This window comes from Streptomyces toyocaensis (genome assembly GCF_000725125.1).
In the GTDB taxonomy this organism is placed as follows: Bacteria; Actinomycetota; Actinomycetes; order Streptomycetales; family Streptomycetaceae; genus Streptomyces; species Streptomyces toyocaensis.
Map to the genome: position 1 here is coordinate 361,981 of NZ_JFCB01000001.1, position 17,003 is coordinate 378,983.

14 protein-coding genes are annotated in these 17,003 nt (G+C 73.3%); 6 read left to right on the forward strand and 8 right to left on the reverse strand.

The window, feature by feature from the left end; all coding sequences use genetic code 11:
- Window positions 1-74 precede the first annotated feature (74 nt).
- Both BU52_RS01470 and BU52_RS01475 read right to left on the reverse strand, forming a co-directional pair.
- Window positions 75-1,136 carry an SPFH domain-containing protein gene (locus tag BU52_RS01470; RefSeq protein WP_051857802.1) on the reverse strand — a complete coding sequence of 354 codons (1,062 nt, stop codon included), beginning with the start codon at window positions 1,134-1,136 and terminating at the stop codon, window positions 75-77.
- 4 nt (window positions 1,137-1,140) lie between these two features.
- Window positions 1,141-1,572 carry an NfeD family protein gene (locus BU52_RS01475; RefSeq protein WP_037927792.1) on the reverse strand — a complete coding sequence of 144 codons (432 nt, stop codon included), beginning with the start codon at window positions 1,570-1,572 and terminating at the stop codon, window positions 1,141-1,143.
- Between the two features lie 353 nt (window positions 1,573-1,925).
- Between BU52_RS01475 and BU52_RS01480 the strand changes: the two genes are divergently transcribed.
- The 4 genes from BU52_RS01480 (at window position 1,926) to BU52_RS01495 (ending at window position 8,980) form a co-directional block, all read left to right on the forward strand.
- Window positions 1,926-5,834 carry a glycoside hydrolase family 2 TIM barrel-domain containing protein gene (locus BU52_RS01480; RefSeq protein ID WP_037926511.1) on the forward strand — a complete coding sequence of 1,303 codons (3,909 nt, stop codon included), beginning with the start codon at window positions 1,926-1,928 and terminating at the stop codon, window positions 5,832-5,834.
- 39 nt (window positions 5,835-5,873) lie between these two features.
- A complete protein-coding gene (locus tag BU52_RS01485) occupies window positions 5,874-6,749 on the forward strand; it encodes a DUF72 domain-containing protein (RefSeq protein ID WP_037926514.1) in 876 nt (291 codons plus the stop codon).
- A 133-nt stretch (window positions 6,750-6,882) separates the two neighbouring features.
- Entirely contained in the window at window positions 6,883-8,364 is a 1,482-nt protein-coding gene (locus BU52_RS01490; RefSeq protein ID WP_327147917.1) for an AlkA N-terminal domain-containing protein, read from the forward strand.
- Window positions 8,365-8,386: 22 nt separating this feature from the next.
- Complete coding sequence (locus BU52_RS01495) at window positions 8,387-8,980, forward strand: methylated-DNA--[protein]-cysteine S-methyltransferase (protein ID WP_037926517.1); 594 nt, start codon at window positions 8,387-8,389, stop codon at window positions 8,978-8,980.
- On the opposite strand, the gene BU52_RS01500 is transcribed toward BU52_RS01495, so the two are convergent.
- The 5 genes from BU52_RS01500 to BU52_RS01520 all read right to left on the reverse strand — a co-directional run bounded on the left by BU52_RS01500 (window position 8,940) and on the right by BU52_RS01520 (window position 13,994).
- Window positions 8,940-11,057: a LamG domain-containing protein gene (locus tag BU52_RS01500; protein WP_051857804.1), complete on the reverse strand. Its 2,118-nt coding sequence runs from the start codon at window positions 11,055-11,057 to the stop codon at window positions 8,940-8,942. The two genes, BU52_RS01495 and BU52_RS01500, sit on opposite strands and share 41 nt — an antisense overlap.
- A gap of 144 nt (window positions 11,058-11,201) precedes the next feature.
- The gene (locus tag BU52_RS01505) at window positions 11,202-11,939 is read right to left on the reverse strand and encodes an SIR2 family NAD-dependent protein deacylase (protein WP_037926520.1); all 738 of its coding nucleotides are present in this window, start codon (window positions 11,937-11,939) and stop codon (window positions 11,202-11,204) included.
- Window positions 11,940-11,998: 59 nt separating this feature from the next.
- Window positions 11,999-12,502: an NUDIX domain-containing protein gene (locus BU52_RS01510; protein WP_037927800.1), complete on the reverse strand. Its 504-nt coding sequence runs from the start codon at window positions 12,500-12,502 to the stop codon at window positions 11,999-12,001.
- A gap of 131 nt (window positions 12,503-12,633) precedes the next feature.
- Window positions 12,634-13,284 carry an NADPH-dependent F420 reductase gene (locus tag BU52_RS01515; protein WP_037926524.1) on the reverse strand — a complete coding sequence of 217 codons (651 nt, stop codon included), beginning with the start codon at window positions 13,282-13,284 and terminating at the stop codon, window positions 12,634-12,636.
- Between the two features lie 131 nt (window positions 13,285-13,415).
- A complete protein-coding gene (locus tag BU52_RS01520) occupies window positions 13,416-13,994 on the reverse strand; it encodes a TetR/AcrR family transcriptional regulator (protein ID WP_037926526.1) in 579 nt (192 codons plus the stop codon).
- Window positions 13,995-14,086: 92 nt separating this feature from the next.
- Here BU52_RS01520 and BU52_RS01525 point away from each other — a divergent pair, with 92 nt between their 5' ends.
- The gene (locus BU52_RS01525; protein ID WP_037926528.1) at window positions 14,087-14,533 is read left to right on the forward strand and encodes a DUF1772 domain-containing protein; all 447 of its coding nucleotides are present in this window, start codon (window positions 14,087-14,089) and stop codon (window positions 14,531-14,533) included.
- A 12-nt stretch (window positions 14,534-14,545) separates the two neighbouring features.
- On the opposite strand, the gene BU52_RS01530 is transcribed toward BU52_RS01525, so the two are convergent.
- Entirely contained in the window at window positions 14,546-15,619 is a 1,074-nt protein-coding gene (locus BU52_RS01530; protein WP_037927803.1) for an ADP-ribosylglycohydrolase family protein, read from the reverse strand.
- A 153-nt stretch (window positions 15,620-15,772) separates the two neighbouring features.
- On the opposite strand from BU52_RS01530, the gene BU52_RS01535 reads away from it, so the two are divergent.
- Window positions 15,773-16,942, forward strand: a complete 1,170-nt coding sequence (locus BU52_RS01535; protein ID WP_078903067.1) for a glycerate kinase — start codon at window positions 15,773-15,775, stop codon at window positions 16,940-16,942.
- The last annotated feature ends 61 nt before the right edge of the window (window positions 16,943-17,003 follow it).

The window sequence follows — 17,003 nt, forward strand, 5'->3', positions numbered from 1 at the left end:
GGCGCGGGCCGCGGGAGACCCTGGCGGGCGGCCCCACGCCGCGCGCGGGTCGTCCGGCCCGCGCGCGGCACTTCTCACGCGCTGCTGTCCTTGCCCCCCTCGGTCAGGCCTCGGTGCCGGAGGCTTCCGGGAGACGTATCGGCCTCCGCGGCGTCCGCCACGGCCTCCGCCGCCGCCCGGGCCGCCTGCGCGGTGTCGTCGGCGGCCTTGGCGGCGCTGTCGTCGGCCGACTGTTTCTCCCGGGTGGCCGGCGACGGGGGCAGCACTTCGGTGAACGCCCTGGACACGCCCTGGAGGGCGGACGTGATCTCGCTGGGGATCACCCAGAAGTTGTTGCCCGAGCCCTGCGCGAGCTGAGGGAGCGCCTGGAGGTACTGGTAGGCGAGGAGCCCCGGGTCGGGGTCGTTGCGGTGCACGGCCTGGAACACCTCGTCGATGGCCCGGGACTGGCCCTCGGCCTGGAGGATCGCGGCGGTCCTGTTGCCCTCCGCACGCAGGACGGCCGCCTGCTTGTCCCCTTCGGCGGTGAGGATCTGCGACTGCCGCTGCCCCTCGGCCCCCAGGATCGCGGCGCGCTTGTCCCGCTCGGCCCGCATCTGCTTCTGCATCGCCTCCTTGATGGACTGCGGCGGGTCGATCGCCTTGATCTCGACCCGGTTGACCCGCAGCCCCCACTTGCCGGTGGCCTCGTCCAGCACCCCGCGCAGCTGGCTGTTGATGGTGTCCCGCGAGGTGAGGGTCTTCTCCAGGTCCATGGACCCCACGACGTTGCGCAGGGTCGTGACGGTGAGCTGCTCGACGGCCTGCAGGAAGTTGGCGATCTCGTAGAACGCCGCGCGCGGGTCGGTGACCTGGAAGTACAGCACGGTGTCGATCTCGACGACCAGGTTGTCCTCGGTGATGACCGGCTGGGGCTTGAAGGAGACCACCTGCTCCCGCAGGTCGATCAGCGGGTGCACCCGGTCGATGTAGGGGATGACGAGGCTCAGCCCGGGGGTGAGGGTCCGGTGGTAGCGGCCCAGCCGCTCGACGTTGCGGGCGCGTGCCTGCGGCACGATACGGACCGCTCGCACGACGGTGAAGATCGCGAACAGGGCGATGATCAGTCCGGCGATGAGGGATGCGGTGATGTCCATGGCTTCAGTCCCGGGGGTAGACGAGCGCGGTGGCTCCGCTGATCTCCATGACGTCGACGGTCGTTCCGGACGAGATGACCAGGGTCTCGTCGTAGCTGCGGGCCGTCCACTCCTCGCCGTCGATACGGACCCTGCCGCTCGTGCCCGTCACGTCCGAGACCACGTAGGCGGTCTTGCCGATCAGGGCGTCCGTGCCGAAGCGTGCGGCCTGGGGCCGGCCCACGTGGCGCAGGGCGAGGGGGCGTACGAACAGCAGCGTGGCGGCGGCGACGAGCGCGTACACCAGGAACTGGAGTCCCAGCGGCAGCCCGGCCGCGGCCGCTCCCGCGGTGACCAGCGCGGCCATGCTCAGCATCCCCAGCGCGGCGGTGAGGGTGAGGATCTCCGCCACCGCGAGGACGGCCGCGACGATCAGCCAGATCAGCCATGGTTCCATGACGCGCCTCTTCTCACCGGTCCGGGTTTCGAGGGCATGAACCGCGGTGCCGGCCGACACGGAACGCCAACCGGCACCTTTGCGCCCATTTTACCCAGGAGTAGGCCGAGTTCCGAGACGCGTGCGCGAGGAAGCCGGTGCGGACGGGAGAACCCCCAGGAACGCACAGAGTCCGACGGGATCGTTGCTTCGCATGTGTTCGAGTCCTAGGGTGTGGCGGGCTCGGTAGTTGCTCCGTCACCGGCAGTCGCGACGCTTCCCCGGCCAGGCGCCCCTGCCCGACGAGGGGCCGGGGGGAATCCGCGTGCCCACAGTCCGTGCAGCGCCCCGTCGAACCGAGGAAGGCCACGGTCATGCCCCACGCGTTTCCCGCCGACCGGTCCACCCCGTCCGGCCGGCCGGTCGTCAGCCGCCGCCGTCTCCTGGAGTCCGGCGCCGCCGTGCTCGGTGCCCTCGCCGTGCCGGCGCCCCCCGCGGCCGTGCACACGGCCGGCCGGCGAGCGGCGGCCGGCACACCCCCGGAGTGGAACGACGTCGGTGTCTTCCGGCTCGGCACCCAGCCGCCGCACACCACGCTCACGCCGTACGCGGACGTGGAACAGGCCCTCGCCGGCGACCGCACCCGCACGCCCTACCGGAAGAGTCTCGACGGGGCCTGGAAGTTCGCCTACGCCGACCGTCCCGACGACCGGGACCCCGACTTCCACCGCACCGACGTGGACGACACCGACTGGGAGACGATCCCGGTGCCGTCCGTGTGGCAACTGCACGGCCACGACTTCCCCGTCTACCTGAACATCACCTACCCGTACTGGGGCCCCAACGGCCGGGGCGAGGACCCCCGGCCGCCCGCCGCCCCGACCCGTTACAACCCGGTCGGCCAGTACCGGCGCACCTTCACCGTGCCGCGCGACTGGCGGGGCCGCCGCACCTTCCTGCACTTCGAGGGCGTCAAGTCCGCGCACTACGTGTGGATCAACGGCGTCCTGGCCGGCTACGACGAGGACTCCTACACGCCCTCCGAGTACGACATCACCGACCACCTGAGGCCCGGCACCAACCAGATCGCCGTGGAGGTGTACCGCTACTCCGACGGGGACTGGCTGGAGGACCAGGACATGATCCGGCTGAGCGGCATCTTCCGCCCGGTCCACCTGTACTCCACCCCGCCCGTGCGTCTGCGCGACTTCAAGCTGGACACCCCGCTGAACGACACGTACACGGCCGCCGAGCTGGCCGTCACGGCGAGCGTACGGGCGTACGGTGACCGGGCGGCCGGCCGGTACACCGTCGAGACGCAGCTGTACGACGCGCGCGGCCACGCCGTCTGGTCCCGCCCGCTGGAGCAGACCGCCGACCTCGGAACGGCCGGCACCGGCGAGGACGTCACCGTACGGGCATCCAGGACGGTGACCGGGCCCCGGCTGTGGTCGGCCGAGCAGCCGGACCTCTACACGGCCGTCCTCCGGCTCCGCGACCCGGCGGGGATGGTGGTCGAGACCCTGTCCCACCGTGTCGGGTTCCGCGAGTTCGCGATCAGGGACGGGCTGATGCGCATCAACGGCGAGCCCGTCTCCTTCCGCGGCACCAACCGCCACGAGATGCACCCGGCCCGCGGCACCGCCCTCACCCGCGAGGACCTCGTCGAGGACATCACGCTCGTCAAGCGGATGAACATGAACTCCGTCCGCACCTCGCACTACCCCGACAACCCGCTGTGGTACGAACTCGCCGACGAGTACGGCCTGTACCTCGTCGACGAGACCAACGTCGAGACCCACGGCATCCGTGCGGAGTACCCGGGCGACCACCCCGAGTGGACCGCGGCCTGCGTCGCCAGGGCCCAGAACATGGTCCACCGCGACAAGAACCACCCCTCGGTGGTCATCTGGTCGCTCGGCAACGAATCCGGCGGCGGATCCACCTTCACCGCCATGCACGACTGGATCCGCTCCTACGACCCCACCCGCGTCATCCAGTACGAGGGCGACGACCGGCCCGGCGTCAGCGACATCCGCTCGGAGATGTACGAGAGCCCGTCACGGATCGAGCAGCGCGCCCGGGACACCGCCGACACCCGGCCGTACGTCCTGATCGAGTACTCCCACGCGATGGGCAACTCGTGCGGCAACTTCAGGAAGTACTGGGACGTCATCCGCCGCCACGACGTCCTCCAGGGCGGCTGGATCTGGGACTTCGCCGACCAGTCCCTGCACACACCGGTCCCCGCCCGCACCCTGCTCACCGAGTCGGGACCGGCCGGCCTGCGCGGCGAGATCCTGGCCACCCGCGGCCGGCTCGACCGCGACAAGGGCCTGTCCGGCATCACGGTCTTCGAACGCGACGACAGCCTCGACCTCACCGGCTCGCTGACCCTGGAGGCGTGGATCACCCCGGACGTGCTGGGGTACCACCAGCCGATCGTCGCCAAGGGCGACACCCAGTACGCGCTGAAGCAGACCGACCGGCGGCTGGAGTTCCTCATCCACTCCGCGGGCCGGTGGAGCGCCGTGGACTGGGCGCTGCCGGACGACTGGACCGGCCGCGAGCACCACGTCGCGGGCGTCTTCGACGCCGACGCCGGCACGCTGACCCTGTACGCCGACGGGGCGGTCAGGGCCACCCGTGCCACCGACCGGCGGCCCGGCAGCACCACCGCGCCGCTCGCGCTCGCCTCCGACGCCGACAACCAGACCCGGGAGTTCAGCGGCACCATCCGCCGCGCCCGGGTCTACGCCCGGGCCCTGTCTGCCGCCGAACTGGCCTCCGACGGCCGGGGCCCCGGCGACGACGGCGTGCGGTTCTGGTTCGACGCGGCCACCGTCCGGGCGGCGGAGGAACGTCCCCGGCAGACGTCGTTCCTCGCGTACGGCGGCGACTGGGGCGACAACCCCAACGACGGCGCCTTCGTCGCGGACGGCATCCTCACCGCCGACCGCGGGCACACCGGAAAGGCCGTCGAGGTCAAGCGCGTCCACCAGGCGATCGGGGTCGCCCGCACCCCCGGCGGCGGCCCCGGTGCCGTCACCCTCACCAACGAGTACCTGTTCACCGGCCTGCGCGAGTTCGACGGCAGGTGGGAACTCGTCGCGGACGGCGAGGTCCTGCGGCGCGGACGGCTGACCCGGGCCCAGCTGGACATGCCGCCGCGGTCCGCCAAGGACATCGGCCTGCCCGTACGTCTGCCCGAGGACCCGGCGCCGGGGACCGAGTACTTCCTCCAGCTCTCCTTCACCACCAGGCGGTCCACGAAGTGGGCGGAGGCCGGCTTCGAGGTGGCCCGGGAGCAGCTCGCCCTGGACGCCGCGGTCCCGGCCGTCACCCCCGTGCCCCTGGCGCGCGTCCCGGCCCTGCGGCACGAGGACCGGGAGGAGGAGATCCACGTCACCGGCGCGGGCTTCTCGGTCACCGTCGACAGGAGCAGCGGCATCCTCACCTCCTACGAGGCGGAGGGCACCCGCCTGATCACGTCGGGGCCGGTGCCCAACTTCTGGCGGGCACCCACCGACAACGACAAGGGCAATGGCCAGCACGTCCGCAACCAGACCTGGCGCGACGTGGGCGCCCGCCGGAAGGTCACGGACGTCACCGTGCGGACGCTCGGCGACCGGGCCGTCGAGATCGAGGTCCGCGGCACGCTGCCCACCACGGTCGAGTCGGCGTTCACCACCAGGTACACGGTCTTCGGCAACGGCGAGATCAGGGTGGACAACACCCTCCGCCCGGGTGCCGCGGACCTGCCGTACATTCCCGAGGTCGGCACCCTGCTGTTCCTGCCGCGCCGCCTCGACCGTCTGCACTACTACGGCCGCGGCCCCGAGGAGAACCACTGGGACCGCAACACCGGCACCGACGTGGGCCGCTACGTCTCGACCGTAGCCGGCCAGTGGACGCCGTACATCCGCCCGCAGGAGAACGGCAACAAGACCGACGTCCGCTGGGCGGCCCTGACCGACGGCGAGGGGCGCGGTCTGCTCGTGTCGGGCGAGCCCCTGCTGGAGATCAACGCCTCGCACTTCACCCCGGAGGACCTGTCGTCCGGGGTCCGGCACGACTACCAGCTGACCCCGCGGGACGCCGTCGTGCTGCGGGTCAACCACCGGCAGATGGGCGTGGGCGGCGACAACAGCTGGGGCGCGCACACCCACGACGAGTTCAAGCTCTTCGCCGACCGCGCCTACGCGTACACCTACCGGCTGCGCCCGCTGGCCGACGTGAGGGAGGCGACGGCGGCGTCACGCCGGCCGACGGCGACCGAGTAGGGGGGCACACCCGTGGGAGCCCGGGGTAACCGGGCTCCCATGGGTGAGATTCTCGTCGGGGCCTGTTCGTGGACGGACCGTCAACTCGTGTCGAGCGGGTGGTACCCGCGCGGCCGGCGGGACGCGGAGGGCCGGCTGCGGCACTACGCCTCCAGGCTGCCCGTCGTCGAAGTGGACTCCGGCTACTACGCGTTGCCCAGCCGCCGCAACAGCGAGCTGTGGGTGGAGCGTACGCCGGACGGATTCCGTTTCGACGTCAAGGCGTTCTCGCTGCTGACCGGTCACCCCACACGCCCGCAGGCGCTGCCCGCCGATCTGCGGACCAGGGCGCCGTCCGGGCCGCGCGCCCCGGTGAGCGGCGCGCTGCTCGACGCGGTGTGGGCCAGGTTCGCGGAGGCGGTGGAGCCGCTGCGCGCGACCGGGCGGCTGGGGGCCGTGCTGTTCCAGTTCCCGCCCTGGTTCGCGCCCGGAGCTCCGGCGGAACGCGTGCTGGAGGACTGCGCGGAGCGCACGGCGGGCTGGCCGCTCGCCGTCGAGTTCCGCCACCCGGGGTGGTGGGAGGCCGGACGGGCCGAGGAAACCCGCGCGTTGCTGTCCGGGCTGGGTGCGACGGCCGTCGGCGTGGACATGGCCCAGGGGCTCGGCGGCTCGATGCCGCCCGTCGCGCCCGTCAGCCGCCCCGCCCTGGCCGTCGTCCGCTTCCACGGCCGCAGCAGGGCCTGGGGGAGGGGCAGCAAGGAGGACCGCTTCCGCCACGACTACGACGTGGCCGAACTCGCCTCCTGGGTGCCCCGGTTGCGCCGCGCGGCACGGCAGACCGACGAGCTGCACGTCCTGTTCAACAACTGCTGCGCGGACGCCGCCGTGCGCGCAGCCGAGACCATGCGGAGCCTGCTCACCCGGCCGTGTCGCTGATCCCCGGCCGCAGACGCTCCCCGTGGTGGACGGCCTGGTCGAGCAGCCCGGCGATCCGCGGAGCCGCAGGACAGCTGACGTCGTTGTCGGATTTTCGCCAGACCGGCGCGCATCCGTACCCGATGCTTGAGACATGCAGAAGGGGATGCACACCGACACCGAGCGCTGCGTGCGCGCCGTGCGGTCGAAGGACGCGCGGTTCGACGGCTGGTTCTTCACCGCCGTCCTGACCACCGGCATCTACTGCCGGCCCAGCTGCCCCGTGGTCCCGCCCAGGCCCGAGAACATGGTCTTCCACCCCAGCGCGGCCGCCTGCCAGCAGGCCGGCTTCCGGGCGTGCAAACGCTGCCGTCCCGACACCAGCCCCGGCTTACCGGAGTGGAACCACCGGGCCGACCTCGTGGCCCGCGCCATGCGGCTGATCGCCGACGGCGTCGTGGACCGCGAGGGCGTCCCCGGACTGGCCGCCCGCCTCGGCTACAGCTCCCGGCAGGTCGAACGCCAGCTGCTGGCCGAGCTGGGCGCGGGCCCGCTCGCGCTCGCCCGTGCCCAGCGCGCCCAGACCGCGCGGCTGCTCGTCGAGACGACGGACCTGCCGATGGCCGAGATCGCCTTCGCGGCCGGTTTCTCCTCCGTCCGCACCTTCAACGAGACCGTGCGCGAGGTCTTCGCGCTCTGCCCGAGCGCCCTGCGCACCCGGGCGCCCAGGGACCCCTCCCGGGGCGCGCCCGGCGTGCTCGCCCTGCGCCTGCCGTTCCGCGCCCCGCTCAACCCCGACAACCTCTTCGGCCACCTGGCGGCGACCGCCGTACCCGGCGTGGAGGAGTGGAGGGACGGCGCCTACCGGCGCACGCTGCGCTTGCCGTACGGGCACGGCATCGTGGCGCTCACCCCGCGTCCCGACCACATCGCCTGCCGCCTCACCCTGAGCGACCCCCGCGACCTCACCGTCGCCATCACCCGCTGCCGCCGCCTGCTGGACCTGGACGCCGATCCGGTCGCCGTCGACGACCAGCTGCGCACGGACCCGGTCCTCGCGCCCCTGGTCGACAAGGCGCCCGGCCGCCGGGTGCCGCGCACCGTCGACGAGGCGGAGTTCGCCGTGCGGGCCGTCCTCGGCCAGCAGGTCTCCACGGCCGCCGCCCGCACCCACGCCGCCCGCCTGGTCACCGCGCACGGCACACCGGTGGACGACCCCGAGGGCGGCCTCACCCACCTCTTCCCGACGCCCGGGGCCCTCGCCGCGGTCGACCCCGGGACCCTCGCCATGCCCCGCACCCGCCGCGCCACCTTCACCACCCTGGTCCGCCGGCTGGCCGACGGAGGCCTCCACCTGGGTGCCGACAGCGACTGGCCCGGAACCCGGGCCGAGCTTCTCGCCCTCCCGGGCTTCGGCCCCTGGACGGTGGACGTCATCGCCATGCGGGCCCTGGGCGACCCGGACGCCTTCCTCCCCACCGACCTCGGCATCCGCCGAGCCGCCCGGGAACTGGGCCTGCCGTCCACCCCGGCCGCCCTCACCGCGCGCGCTGCGGCCTGGCGGCCATGGCGGGCGTACGCGGTGCAGTACCTCTGGGCGACGGACGACCACCCGATCAACTTCCTGCCGGTCTGAAGCAGCCAAGGACGCACAGCCGATGAAACAGCACACCGTGATCGACAGCCCCTACGGGCCGCTGACGCTCGTCGCCGACGACGGCGTCCTGTGCGGCCTCTACATGACCGACCAGCGCCACCGCCCGCCGGAGGAGACCTTCGGCGCCCCCGACGACGCCCCCTTCGCCGGGACGGAGGAGCAGCTGGCGGCCTACTTCGCGGGCGAGCTGAAGGAGTTCACCCTCGAACTGCGCCTGCACGGGACCCCGTTCCAGCGGCGGGTCTGGGAGCAGCTGACGCGCATCCCCTACGGCGAGACCCGCACCTACGGACAACTCGCCGACCTCCTCGGCAACCCCAAGGCGTCCCGCGCGGTCGGTCTCGCGAACGGCCGCAACCCGGTCGGCATCATCGTGCCCTGCCACCGGGTCATCGGCGCGAGCGGCGGCCTCACCGGCTACGGCGGGGGACTGGACCGCAAACGGCGCCTGCTGGACTTCGAACGCGGGGAGCGAACCGGCGCCGTCGGCGCCGGTTCGGCCTCGACGAGCCCTCTGCCCGGGCTCACCGCCACAACAGGCCCTTCCGCGCGGCTCAGGACAGGTGGGCGAACGAGCGCACCTGGGACGCGGTGAGCGCGCCGCTGAAGACGCGGACGGTGTCCGCCCCGCCGTGGAAGTACTCGCCCCAGCCGCCGTCGGCGGTGTGGCCGCGGCCGATCTGCAGAGAGCCGGGGGCGTTCCAGGAGGCGTTGAACTCCGCGGTGGCCACGGCCTCACCCCCGACGTACAGGGTGATGCGGCCCTCGGAGTCGTCGTACACGACGACCACGTCGTCGGAGTAGGACCGGGGAGTGCCGGGGCCGGCGACAACGGTCCGCGCGGTGCCCGGTTCACTGCCGTGGGTGACGATCAGCTGCCACTCGGAGGCAGCCGGGTCGTAGCGGACTGCGAAGGCGTCGCTGTCGGCGCCCCCTTGGGACAGGAGGGTCATCGGCCGGTCGGGGGTGGTGTCGGCGAAACGGACCCGCAGGCCGACGCTGTAACTGTCGGCGGTGTCGACGACGGGGCCGCCGGTGGCGGCGTAGTCGTCCGTGCCGTCCAGGGCGAGGTGGTCGTTGCCGTCGAGAGCGGCGTCCGGGAATTCGACGCACTCGGGGTCCTCGAAGCAGGCGTCGTAGTCCGGGGTGTAGAAGCCGGCGCCGCCGTGCAGCGTGAGCGGCTTGTCGCCCTCCCGGTCGGGGATCACGCCGGCATCGGTCCGTTCGATGTCCCAGGCGGAGGCCAGTTCGGCGGGGCGGGCACCGAGCCTCTCGATCTCCTCACGGGGCACGACCCGGTCCCAGACGCGGACGTCGCCGAGGTCGCCCTGCCAACGGGCACCTCCCTCGCCGCGGGCACGGCCGATCTGGAAGGCACCGGGGGCGCTCACCGGGGCGACGCCGGTCTTGGAGGCGACCTCCTTGCCGTTGACGTAGAGGCGCAGGGTGTCGTCCTCGCCGTCGTACAAGCCGGTCAGATGGGCCCACCCGCCTGCGGAGGCGCTGCCGCCGGTGAGGGTGGTGGAGCCGTAGCGAAAGGCCCAGGTGGCCGGCGAGCCCTCGGCCGGTCGCAGGCCGAGGGTGAAGGCGGAGGTGCCGTCGGCGGCGTCCTGGCTGGCCACCGTCATCGGAGTGCCGGTGGCGGCCGGGCGCACCCAGGCGGAGAGGGCGAAGGTCGTGGCGGTGTCCGTCGCGGGTGCGTCCGGGGTGAGGTAGCTGTTGCCCCGGCCGTCGAGGGTGACGGTGGAGGTGAGGTCGGTGCGGGAGGGAGCGGGGGAGCCGAAGACGACACCGTCCTCGGCGCGGGCCGCGGGGCCGGCGTCCGCGGCGGCGCTGCCGGCTCCGGCCGGGTCGGCGAGCGTCCAGTGGGCCACGGGGGCGCGCCCCTCGGCGACATGTATCCAGTGGGTCGTCCCGGAGCTGCGCCGCCCGGCCCGGTCGACGGCATAGACCTCGAGGTGGTGGGGCCCACTGCGTTCCGGCATCCAGCGGACGGTGACCGGCCCGCCCGGTTCTTCGGGCCGAACCCGCTCGTTGGCGGAGCCGAGGACCGAGTAGACGTACTCGACGACGTCCTCGGACGGGGAGTCGAACGTGAAGCTGCCGTAGACGCCGACGCCGTCGTGCCAGCCGCTGTCGTCCGGGTACTGTTCCGAGACGATCGTCGCCGGCTCCGGGCTGACCGTATCGATGACGAACCGGCAGGTGATGCCGGGGGAATCGTCGCTCCAGGGGGAGGTCGCACCCTCGGCGTCGACCGCCCGGACGTGCCAGGAGACGACGGTGTCGGCCGGGAGGTCGTCGGGGGTCCGCCACAGCTGGGTGATGGGGGAGTGCACCGTGCCGGAGGTGTGGGTGCGGCGCTGCTCGGTGCCGTCGGCGTCGGTCCACCAGGCCTCGAACTGGGCGCCGGCCCCGTTGGTTTCACCCTCCTGGTTGTCCTCCGTCGTGTCCTCGACGACTGCCCGGAGCTCGGGCGCGCGGGGGACGTGGACGGGCTCGTCGGAGCAGCCCTTGGTCGAGTCGACGGTGAGGGTGTCGACGCTCGGCTGAAGCGGGGGAAGGTTCTCCCCGGCCGCTGTGGCGATGCCCGGAGTGGCGGCGAGCAGCGCGGCTGCCAGTCCCGTGGCCGCGGCGGCGGTTCTGGCCCGTCGGCCGGAATGCGGGTTCATGCGGTGGGGTCCCCCCTGTGGTGTTGTCCGGTCCTGCGCGGGACGTTTCGCCGCCCTCGTTTCGCGCAGGGACCGCCCGGAGAGCCCCATGGCTGTCATGCTCACCGTCGGTCCGCACGACTATAGAGCGATCTTCGAACGTGTTCAGAACGATTTCCGGGCAACGATCCGGCCCAGCAGCACGGGCAGCGCCGTGCCGATCGGCTCGCGGACGACCTCGTCCGCGCGGTCGTCGTAGGGGGTCGGCTCCGCGTTGACGACGATCAGACGGGCGCCGTGGTCGGCGGCCACGTCCGCGAGCCCGGCGGCGGGGTGGACCTGGAGGCTGGTGCCGACGGCGACGAAGACGGTGCAGGCCTTGCTGATCGCCACCGCCTCGCCGAGCACCACGGGGTCGAGCCGCTCGCCGAACATCACGGTGGCCGGCTTCAGGATGCCACCGCAGTCCCGGCACGGCGGATCGTCCTCACCGGCCTCGACCCGGGCGAGGGCGTCCCGCATCGAACCCCGCGCATGACACGTCGTGCACACCACGCTGTGCACCGTGCCGTGCAGTTCGAGCACCTTGCGGTCCGGCATTCCGGCGAGCTGGTGCAGCCCGTCCACGTTCTGGGTGATCACCCGCACCGGCACACCGGACCGCTCCAGCTCGGCCACGGCCCGGTGCGCGGCGTTGGGTTCGGCCGCGCGTGCGAAGTTCTCCCGCCGCATCCGCCACGACCGGCGGCGGATCTCCGGGTCGCCCATGTAGTACTCGTACGTCACGAGCTTCTCGGCGTCTGGATCGCGGCGCCACAGACCGTTCGGCCCACGGTAGTCCGGGATGCCGGAGTCGGTGCTGACACCGGCGCCGCTGAGGAGGGCGACGAGGGGCTTGCTCATGCGCCGAGAGTAGGTTGGGGGGCACCCGCCCGGCGAACGGATATCGGCCGCGTGCGCACTCAGCGCACCCGGTGCCCGTCCTCCAGCTCCGCGGTGCCCGAGCCGTCGGCGAGGACGTCCAGCGCGGCCGGCACCCGGCGCCCCAGGGAGCCTCGCAGGTACTCGGTCAGTTCCCCGCGCGGCACGAACCGCCACGACAGCAGCTCCGACTCCTGCAGCCGGATCGCGGCGACCTCGTCCGCCCCGAGCACCCCGCCGTCGTACAGGTACGCCACCAGGGGCGGCCGGCCCGCCCCCTTCACCCAGTCCACCGCCAGCAGTCGTCCCGGCTCCCGGTCCAGCCCGATCTCCTCGGCCGTCTCGCGCCGCGCCCCTTCGCGCGGGCTCTCGCCCTCGTCCGACTCGATCGTCCCGCCCGGCAGCGCCCATCCCTCCCGGTAGTTCGGCTCGACGAGCAGCACCCGTCCGTCCTCGTCCCGGAGGAGAACGGCGGCGCCGGCGAGGACACGGGGGAGGGAGGCGACGTAGGCGGCGAAGTCCTGGGTGTCCTGGGTGGTGGTCATGCGGGGAAGGGGAACGGCGGCGCGGGACCGCCCGCCGGGTACGGCGACCGGCTCCCGGGGCGCACCGCCGCACACGCCGTCCCGTGACCGGCACGGGGCGGCGCACACGCCGGGCACGGGCGGCGGAACCGTCAGGCCCCGGCCGGCGGCACCACCCGGATCCCGAAGCCGTACGAGCCGATGGCCCCGGCGATGCCCATGAACAGCAGGGCGTAGTGCTCCTGTCCCCGCGCCGTCGCGATGCCCCCGAGGTCGAGCAGCGAGTCCTTCGGCCAGCCCAGGTCGGCCAGGAGCCCCGCGACCGTGTGCTTGGCGTCCGGGTCCTGCCCGGAGAGGAAGACGGTGCTCGGCCCCTCCAGGGAGCCGGGAGCGATCATCAGTTCCCTGTCGACGGTGACGAGGGTCTTCACGACGCGTGTGCCGGGGAACGTCCGCTGGATCTCCTCTCCCAGGCTCTCCCGGGGATGGGACAGCCCGCCCTCCTCGTCGAAGCCGACCCCCACGTCGAGCAGCACCTTCCCCTCCAGTGCCGCAGCGCCGACCGCGAGGAGGGCGGAGACCGAGGCGGTGCCCGGTGTCGCATTCACCACCACGTCCGCGTCCGCGGCCGCCGACGCCGGGTCCGTGACTCCGACGCCCGCGGCCAGTGCGGCGGACAGCTCCGTCCGCGCGAGCGCGTCGGCGTGCCGCCGGGACCCGAGCACCACCGCGTGTCCCGCGCGCGCCCACGCCGTGGCCAGGGTCCGGCCCACCGTGCCCGTTCCGATCATTCCGATCCTCATGGGACCGACGCTATGGCTCCGCCGCCCGTCGCCGCCTCCGGCCGGGGACAGGGATGCGCTGCACCGTCCGTCCTAGGACCGGGACACCGCGGGGCCCGGGAGCCCGGGTGCGTGCCCGCCGGGAGCGTGGGTCAGAGGACGGCGAGCCGGTCCACCAGCAGCTCGACCCTCCGCCCGGTGTCCTCCGGGGGCATGCGTCCCGCCCGGGTCAGGGTGGCCAGCCCGTGCAGGGCCGCCCAGAACACCTCGGTGAACCGTCCCGGGTGGACGCCGTCGCCGGCGACCTCGCCGAGGCTCTCCAGCAGGGCGGCGAAGGCGTCCTTCAGGGGTTCCGGGGTGTCCTCGCTCGCGAAGGCCAGGCCGCCGTCGAGCTGGAACATGGCGTCGTAGACCGCCGGGTTGCGCGCGGCGAACCCGAGGTAGGCGCGGGCGAGGGCGGTGACCCGGGCGTGCGGGCCGTCCGCGGCCGAGGCCGCGGACCGCAGCGCCGTGGCCATCTCGGCGGCGCCCTGGAGGGCCACGGCGCCGATGATCTCGCGCTTGCCGCGGAAATGGCTGTAGAGGACGGGCTGGCTGTACTCGATGCGCTCGGCGAGCCGGCGGGTGGTGACCGCGTCCCAGCCCTGCTGTTCGGCGAGCTCGCGGGCTGTCGCCACGATGAGGCGTTCACGCTCCGCCCGTTCGCGCCGCTTGCGTTCCTGTACCGACATGAGCCCGATTCTAGCACTGCTAGACAATCGAGCTGCGACAGGGTTAGCGTTGCTTCATTCGCTAGCGGCACTAGATACCGGTAGGGGTCGTCATGCTCAACGCACTCGAGGTGTTCACCACCGTGGTCGTCGGCGTGATGGTGGGGGTGGAGTTCTCCGTCGCCTTCGTCATCAACCCGATCCTCGACGCCCTCCCCGAGGACAGCCGCATACTCGGCCGCGCCCACGGGGGCCGGATGCTCGGCGCCGTGATGCCGGTCTGGTACATCGGCTCGCTGGTCCTCGTCGCGGTCTGGGCCGTGGCCGGACGCCACCACGACGGCGTCGGCCTCGTCGTCACCGCCGGCGCGCTGGTGATCCTCAGCGTGATCATGTCGCTCCTGCTGCTCGTCCCCCTCAACAACCGGGCCAAGACGTGGACCCCCGACAACCGGCCCGCCGACTTCGAGCAGCAGGCGAACCGCTGGGACCGCCTCCACCACGTCCGTGTCGCCGTCATCGTCGCCGCCTTCACCCTGCTGGTCGCCGCACTCGTCTGATTCCGCGGGCCATCAGCGCGAGGAAAGCGCCAGCCGCAGCGTCCGTTCCGCCAGGTCACTGATCCGCACCCCGTCGAACCCGAAGACGGCGCTGCGCACCGTGTCCTGGAGCGGCTCCTTCCACTGGTCCGGGACGGCCGCGGCGCCGCACAGCACGCCCGCCACCGAGCCTGCCGTCGCCCCGTTGGAGTCCGTGTCCAGGCCGCCGCGCACCGTCAGGGTGACGGTGCGGGTGAAGTCGCCGTCGCCGTACAACAGGCCCGCGGTGAGCACCGCCGCGTTCGGAACCGTGTGGATCCAGCCGAGGCCCGCCGTCTCCCGCTCGACCGTCATGAGCGTGTCCTCCCAGGCCAGGCCCGCCTCGTGCAGGGAAGCCACCCGGCGTACGATCCGGGCCAGACGGCTGCTCGCCGGAATCACCGCCAGTGCCTCGTCCACCGCCTGCCGCACCGTGGACGCCGTGAACGCCGCCGAGATCAGCGCCGCCGCCCACATCGCGCCGTACACGCCGTTGCCGGTGTGCGACAGCACCGCGTCCCGGCGGGCCGTCCCGGCGGCGCGGCGCGGGGCACCGGGGGAGGTCCAGCCGTGGATGTCGGCGCGGATCAGGGCGCCGATCCACTCCTGGTACGGGTTGTCGTACGTGGCCGTGAGCGGTGGCCTGATGCCGTTCGCGAGATTCCGGTACGCCGCCCGCTCCGCCGTGAAGGTCTGCAGGTAGGGCAGCCGCAGCAGCCACAGGTCGCCCACCTGCTCGGTGCTGAACGAGAAGCCGTGGGTCTCCAGCAGATCGAGCCCCAGGATCGCGTAGTCGACGTCGTCGTCGCGGCAGCTTCCGTGGACGCGGCCCCGCACGCAGTGGCGCCACTCGGGGCGCAGCTCCAGGCCCTCGCTCTCGGTCGGCGGCTCCGGCAGGTAGTCGGTGAGGGGGAGGGCGTCCGCCCGCCGGAGATAGCGGTCGATGCGTTCGCGCGTCCACACCTCTCCCTGCTCGACCGGCTTGCCGAGCATGTTGCCCGCGATCCGCCCCAGCCAGCCTCCGAGGATGCGGTCGGCGAGCCCCTGCTCCGTGCCCACAGCGGTCATGGCGGTCATGCAACCGGTGTACCCGATTCCGGGCGGCTCCGCGCCGTTCCACGGGGTGGGCAGGGCATGGCGGCGGCGGTGCCCGCCGGTTAGGGTCGCAGCGGCGCGACTGGCCTCGCCGCGCGCGAGGCCCCCGGAGCGAGGGGAAGGCACGTGGCGGAGGCAGCAGGGAGCGGCACGGGTACGGCGCGGTCGGCACGACGGGTGCTCGTCGCCGCGGACAAGTTCAAGGGGTCGCTGACGGCCGTGGAGGTCGCCGAGCGGGTGACGGCGGGGCTGCACCGGGTCGTACCGGGGCTGGTGGTCGAGGCGCTGCCGGTGGCCGACGGCGGCGACGGCACCGTCGCCGCGGCGGTCGCGGCCGGGTTCGAGCGGCGGGAGGTACGGGTCACCGGCCCCCTCGGGGACGAGGTGACCGCGGCGTACGCGCTGCGTGACGGTACCGCCGTCGTGGAGATGGCCGAGGCCAGCGGGCTGCAGCGGCTGCCGGAAGGGGTCTTCGCGCCGCTCACGGCGTCGACGTACGGCTCCGGGGAACTGCTGCGGGCCGCGCTGGACGCGGGGGCGCGGACCATCGTGTTCGGGGTGGGCGGCAGCGCCACCACGGACGGCGGCGCGGGCATGCTGTCGGCGCTGGGCGCGCGGTTCCTGACGGCCGGGGGTGAGCCGGTGGCGCCCGGGGGCGGAGGACTCGCCGGCGTGGCGTCCGCCGACCTGTCCCGCCTTGACCCGCGGCTGTCGTCGGTGGAGTTCGTGCTCGCCAGCGACGTCGACAATCCGCTCACCGGGCCCAAGGGGGCGCCGGCGGTGTACGGCCCGCAGAAGGGCGCCTCCCCGGAGGACGTGGCGGCGCTGGACGCGGCGCTCACGCACTTCGCGAAGGTGCTGGAGGGCGCCGTCGGGCCGAGGGCCGCCGAGTACGCCGCGTCGCCGGGGGCGGGGGCGGCGGGCGGTATCGGCTACGGCGCGCTGCTGCTGGGTGCCGCGTTCCGGCCGGGCATCGAGGTCATGCTGGACGTGCTCGGGTTCGCGCCGGCGCTGGAGCGGGCGGATCTCGTGATCACGGGGGAGGGGTCCCTGGACGAGCAGACGCTCCACGGCAAGGCTCCCGCGGGCGTCGCCGCGGCGGCGCGGGCGGCGGGCAAGGAGGTGGTCGCGGTGTGCGGGCGGCTGGCGCTGCCTCCGGAGGTGCTGGGCCGTGCGGGCATCAGGCGGGCGTACGCCCTGACGGACCTGGAGCCGGACGTCGCGACGTGCATCGCGGAGGCGGGGCCGATCCTGGAACGCACGGCGGAACGGATCGCGGGCGACTTCCTGAGCTGACGCGTGGTTCTTCCGCCCCCGCCGCCCCTTCCCGTCCCGTCTCCGGGGACTGCGCCCCGGC

Excerpts from the sequence above, each read along its gene's own strand:
- BU52_RS01525 (WP_037926528.1), top strand. The coding sequence starts at position 14,087 with ATGCTCAACGCACTCGAGGTGTTCACCACCGTGGTCGTCGGCGTGATG.
- BU52_RS01500 (WP_051857804.1), bottom strand. The coding sequence starts at position 11,057 with ATGAACCCGCATTCCGGCCGACGGGCCAGAACCGCCGCCGCGGCCACG.
- BU52_RS01495 (WP_037926517.1), top strand. The coding sequence starts at position 8,387 with ATGAAACAGCACACCGTGATCGACAGCCCCTACGGGCCGCTGACGCTC.
- BU52_RS01520 (WP_037926526.1), bottom strand. The coding sequence starts at position 13,994 with ATGTCGGTACAGGAACGCAAGCGGCGCGAACGGGCGGAGCGTGAACGC.
- BU52_RS01490 (WP_327147917.1), top strand. The coding sequence starts at position 6,883 with ATGCAGAAGGGGATGCACACCGACACCGAGCGCTGCGTGCGCGCCGTG.
- BU52_RS01475 (WP_037927792.1), bottom strand. The coding sequence starts at position 1,572 with ATGGAACCATGGCTGATCTGGCTGATCGTCGCGGCCGTCCTCGCGGTG.
- BU52_RS01510 (WP_037927800.1), bottom strand. The coding sequence starts at position 12,502 with ATGACCACCACCCAGGACACCCAGGACTTCGCCGCCTACGTCGCCTCC.
- BU52_RS01485 (WP_037926514.1), top strand. The coding sequence starts at position 5,874 with ATGGGTGAGATTCTCGTCGGGGCCTGTTCGTGGACGGACCGTCAACTC.
- BU52_RS01470 (WP_051857802.1), bottom strand. The coding sequence starts at position 1,136 with ATGGACATCACCGCATCCCTCATCGCCGGACTGATCATCGCCCTGTTC.
- BU52_RS01530 (WP_037927803.1), bottom strand. The coding sequence starts at position 15,619 with ATGACCGCTGTGGGCACGGAGCAGGGGCTCGCCGACCGCATCCTCGGA.
- BU52_RS01515 (WP_037926524.1), bottom strand. The coding sequence starts at position 13,284 with ATGAGGATCGGAATGATCGGAACGGGCACGGTGGGCCGGACCCTGGCC.
- BU52_RS01505 (WP_037926520.1), bottom strand. The coding sequence starts at position 11,939 with ATGAGCAAGCCCCTCGTCGCCCTCCTCAGCGGCGCCGGTGTCAGCACC.
- BU52_RS01480 (WP_037926511.1), top strand. The coding sequence starts at position 1,926 with ATGCCCCACGCGTTTCCCGCCGACCGGTCCACCCCGTCCGGCCGGCCG.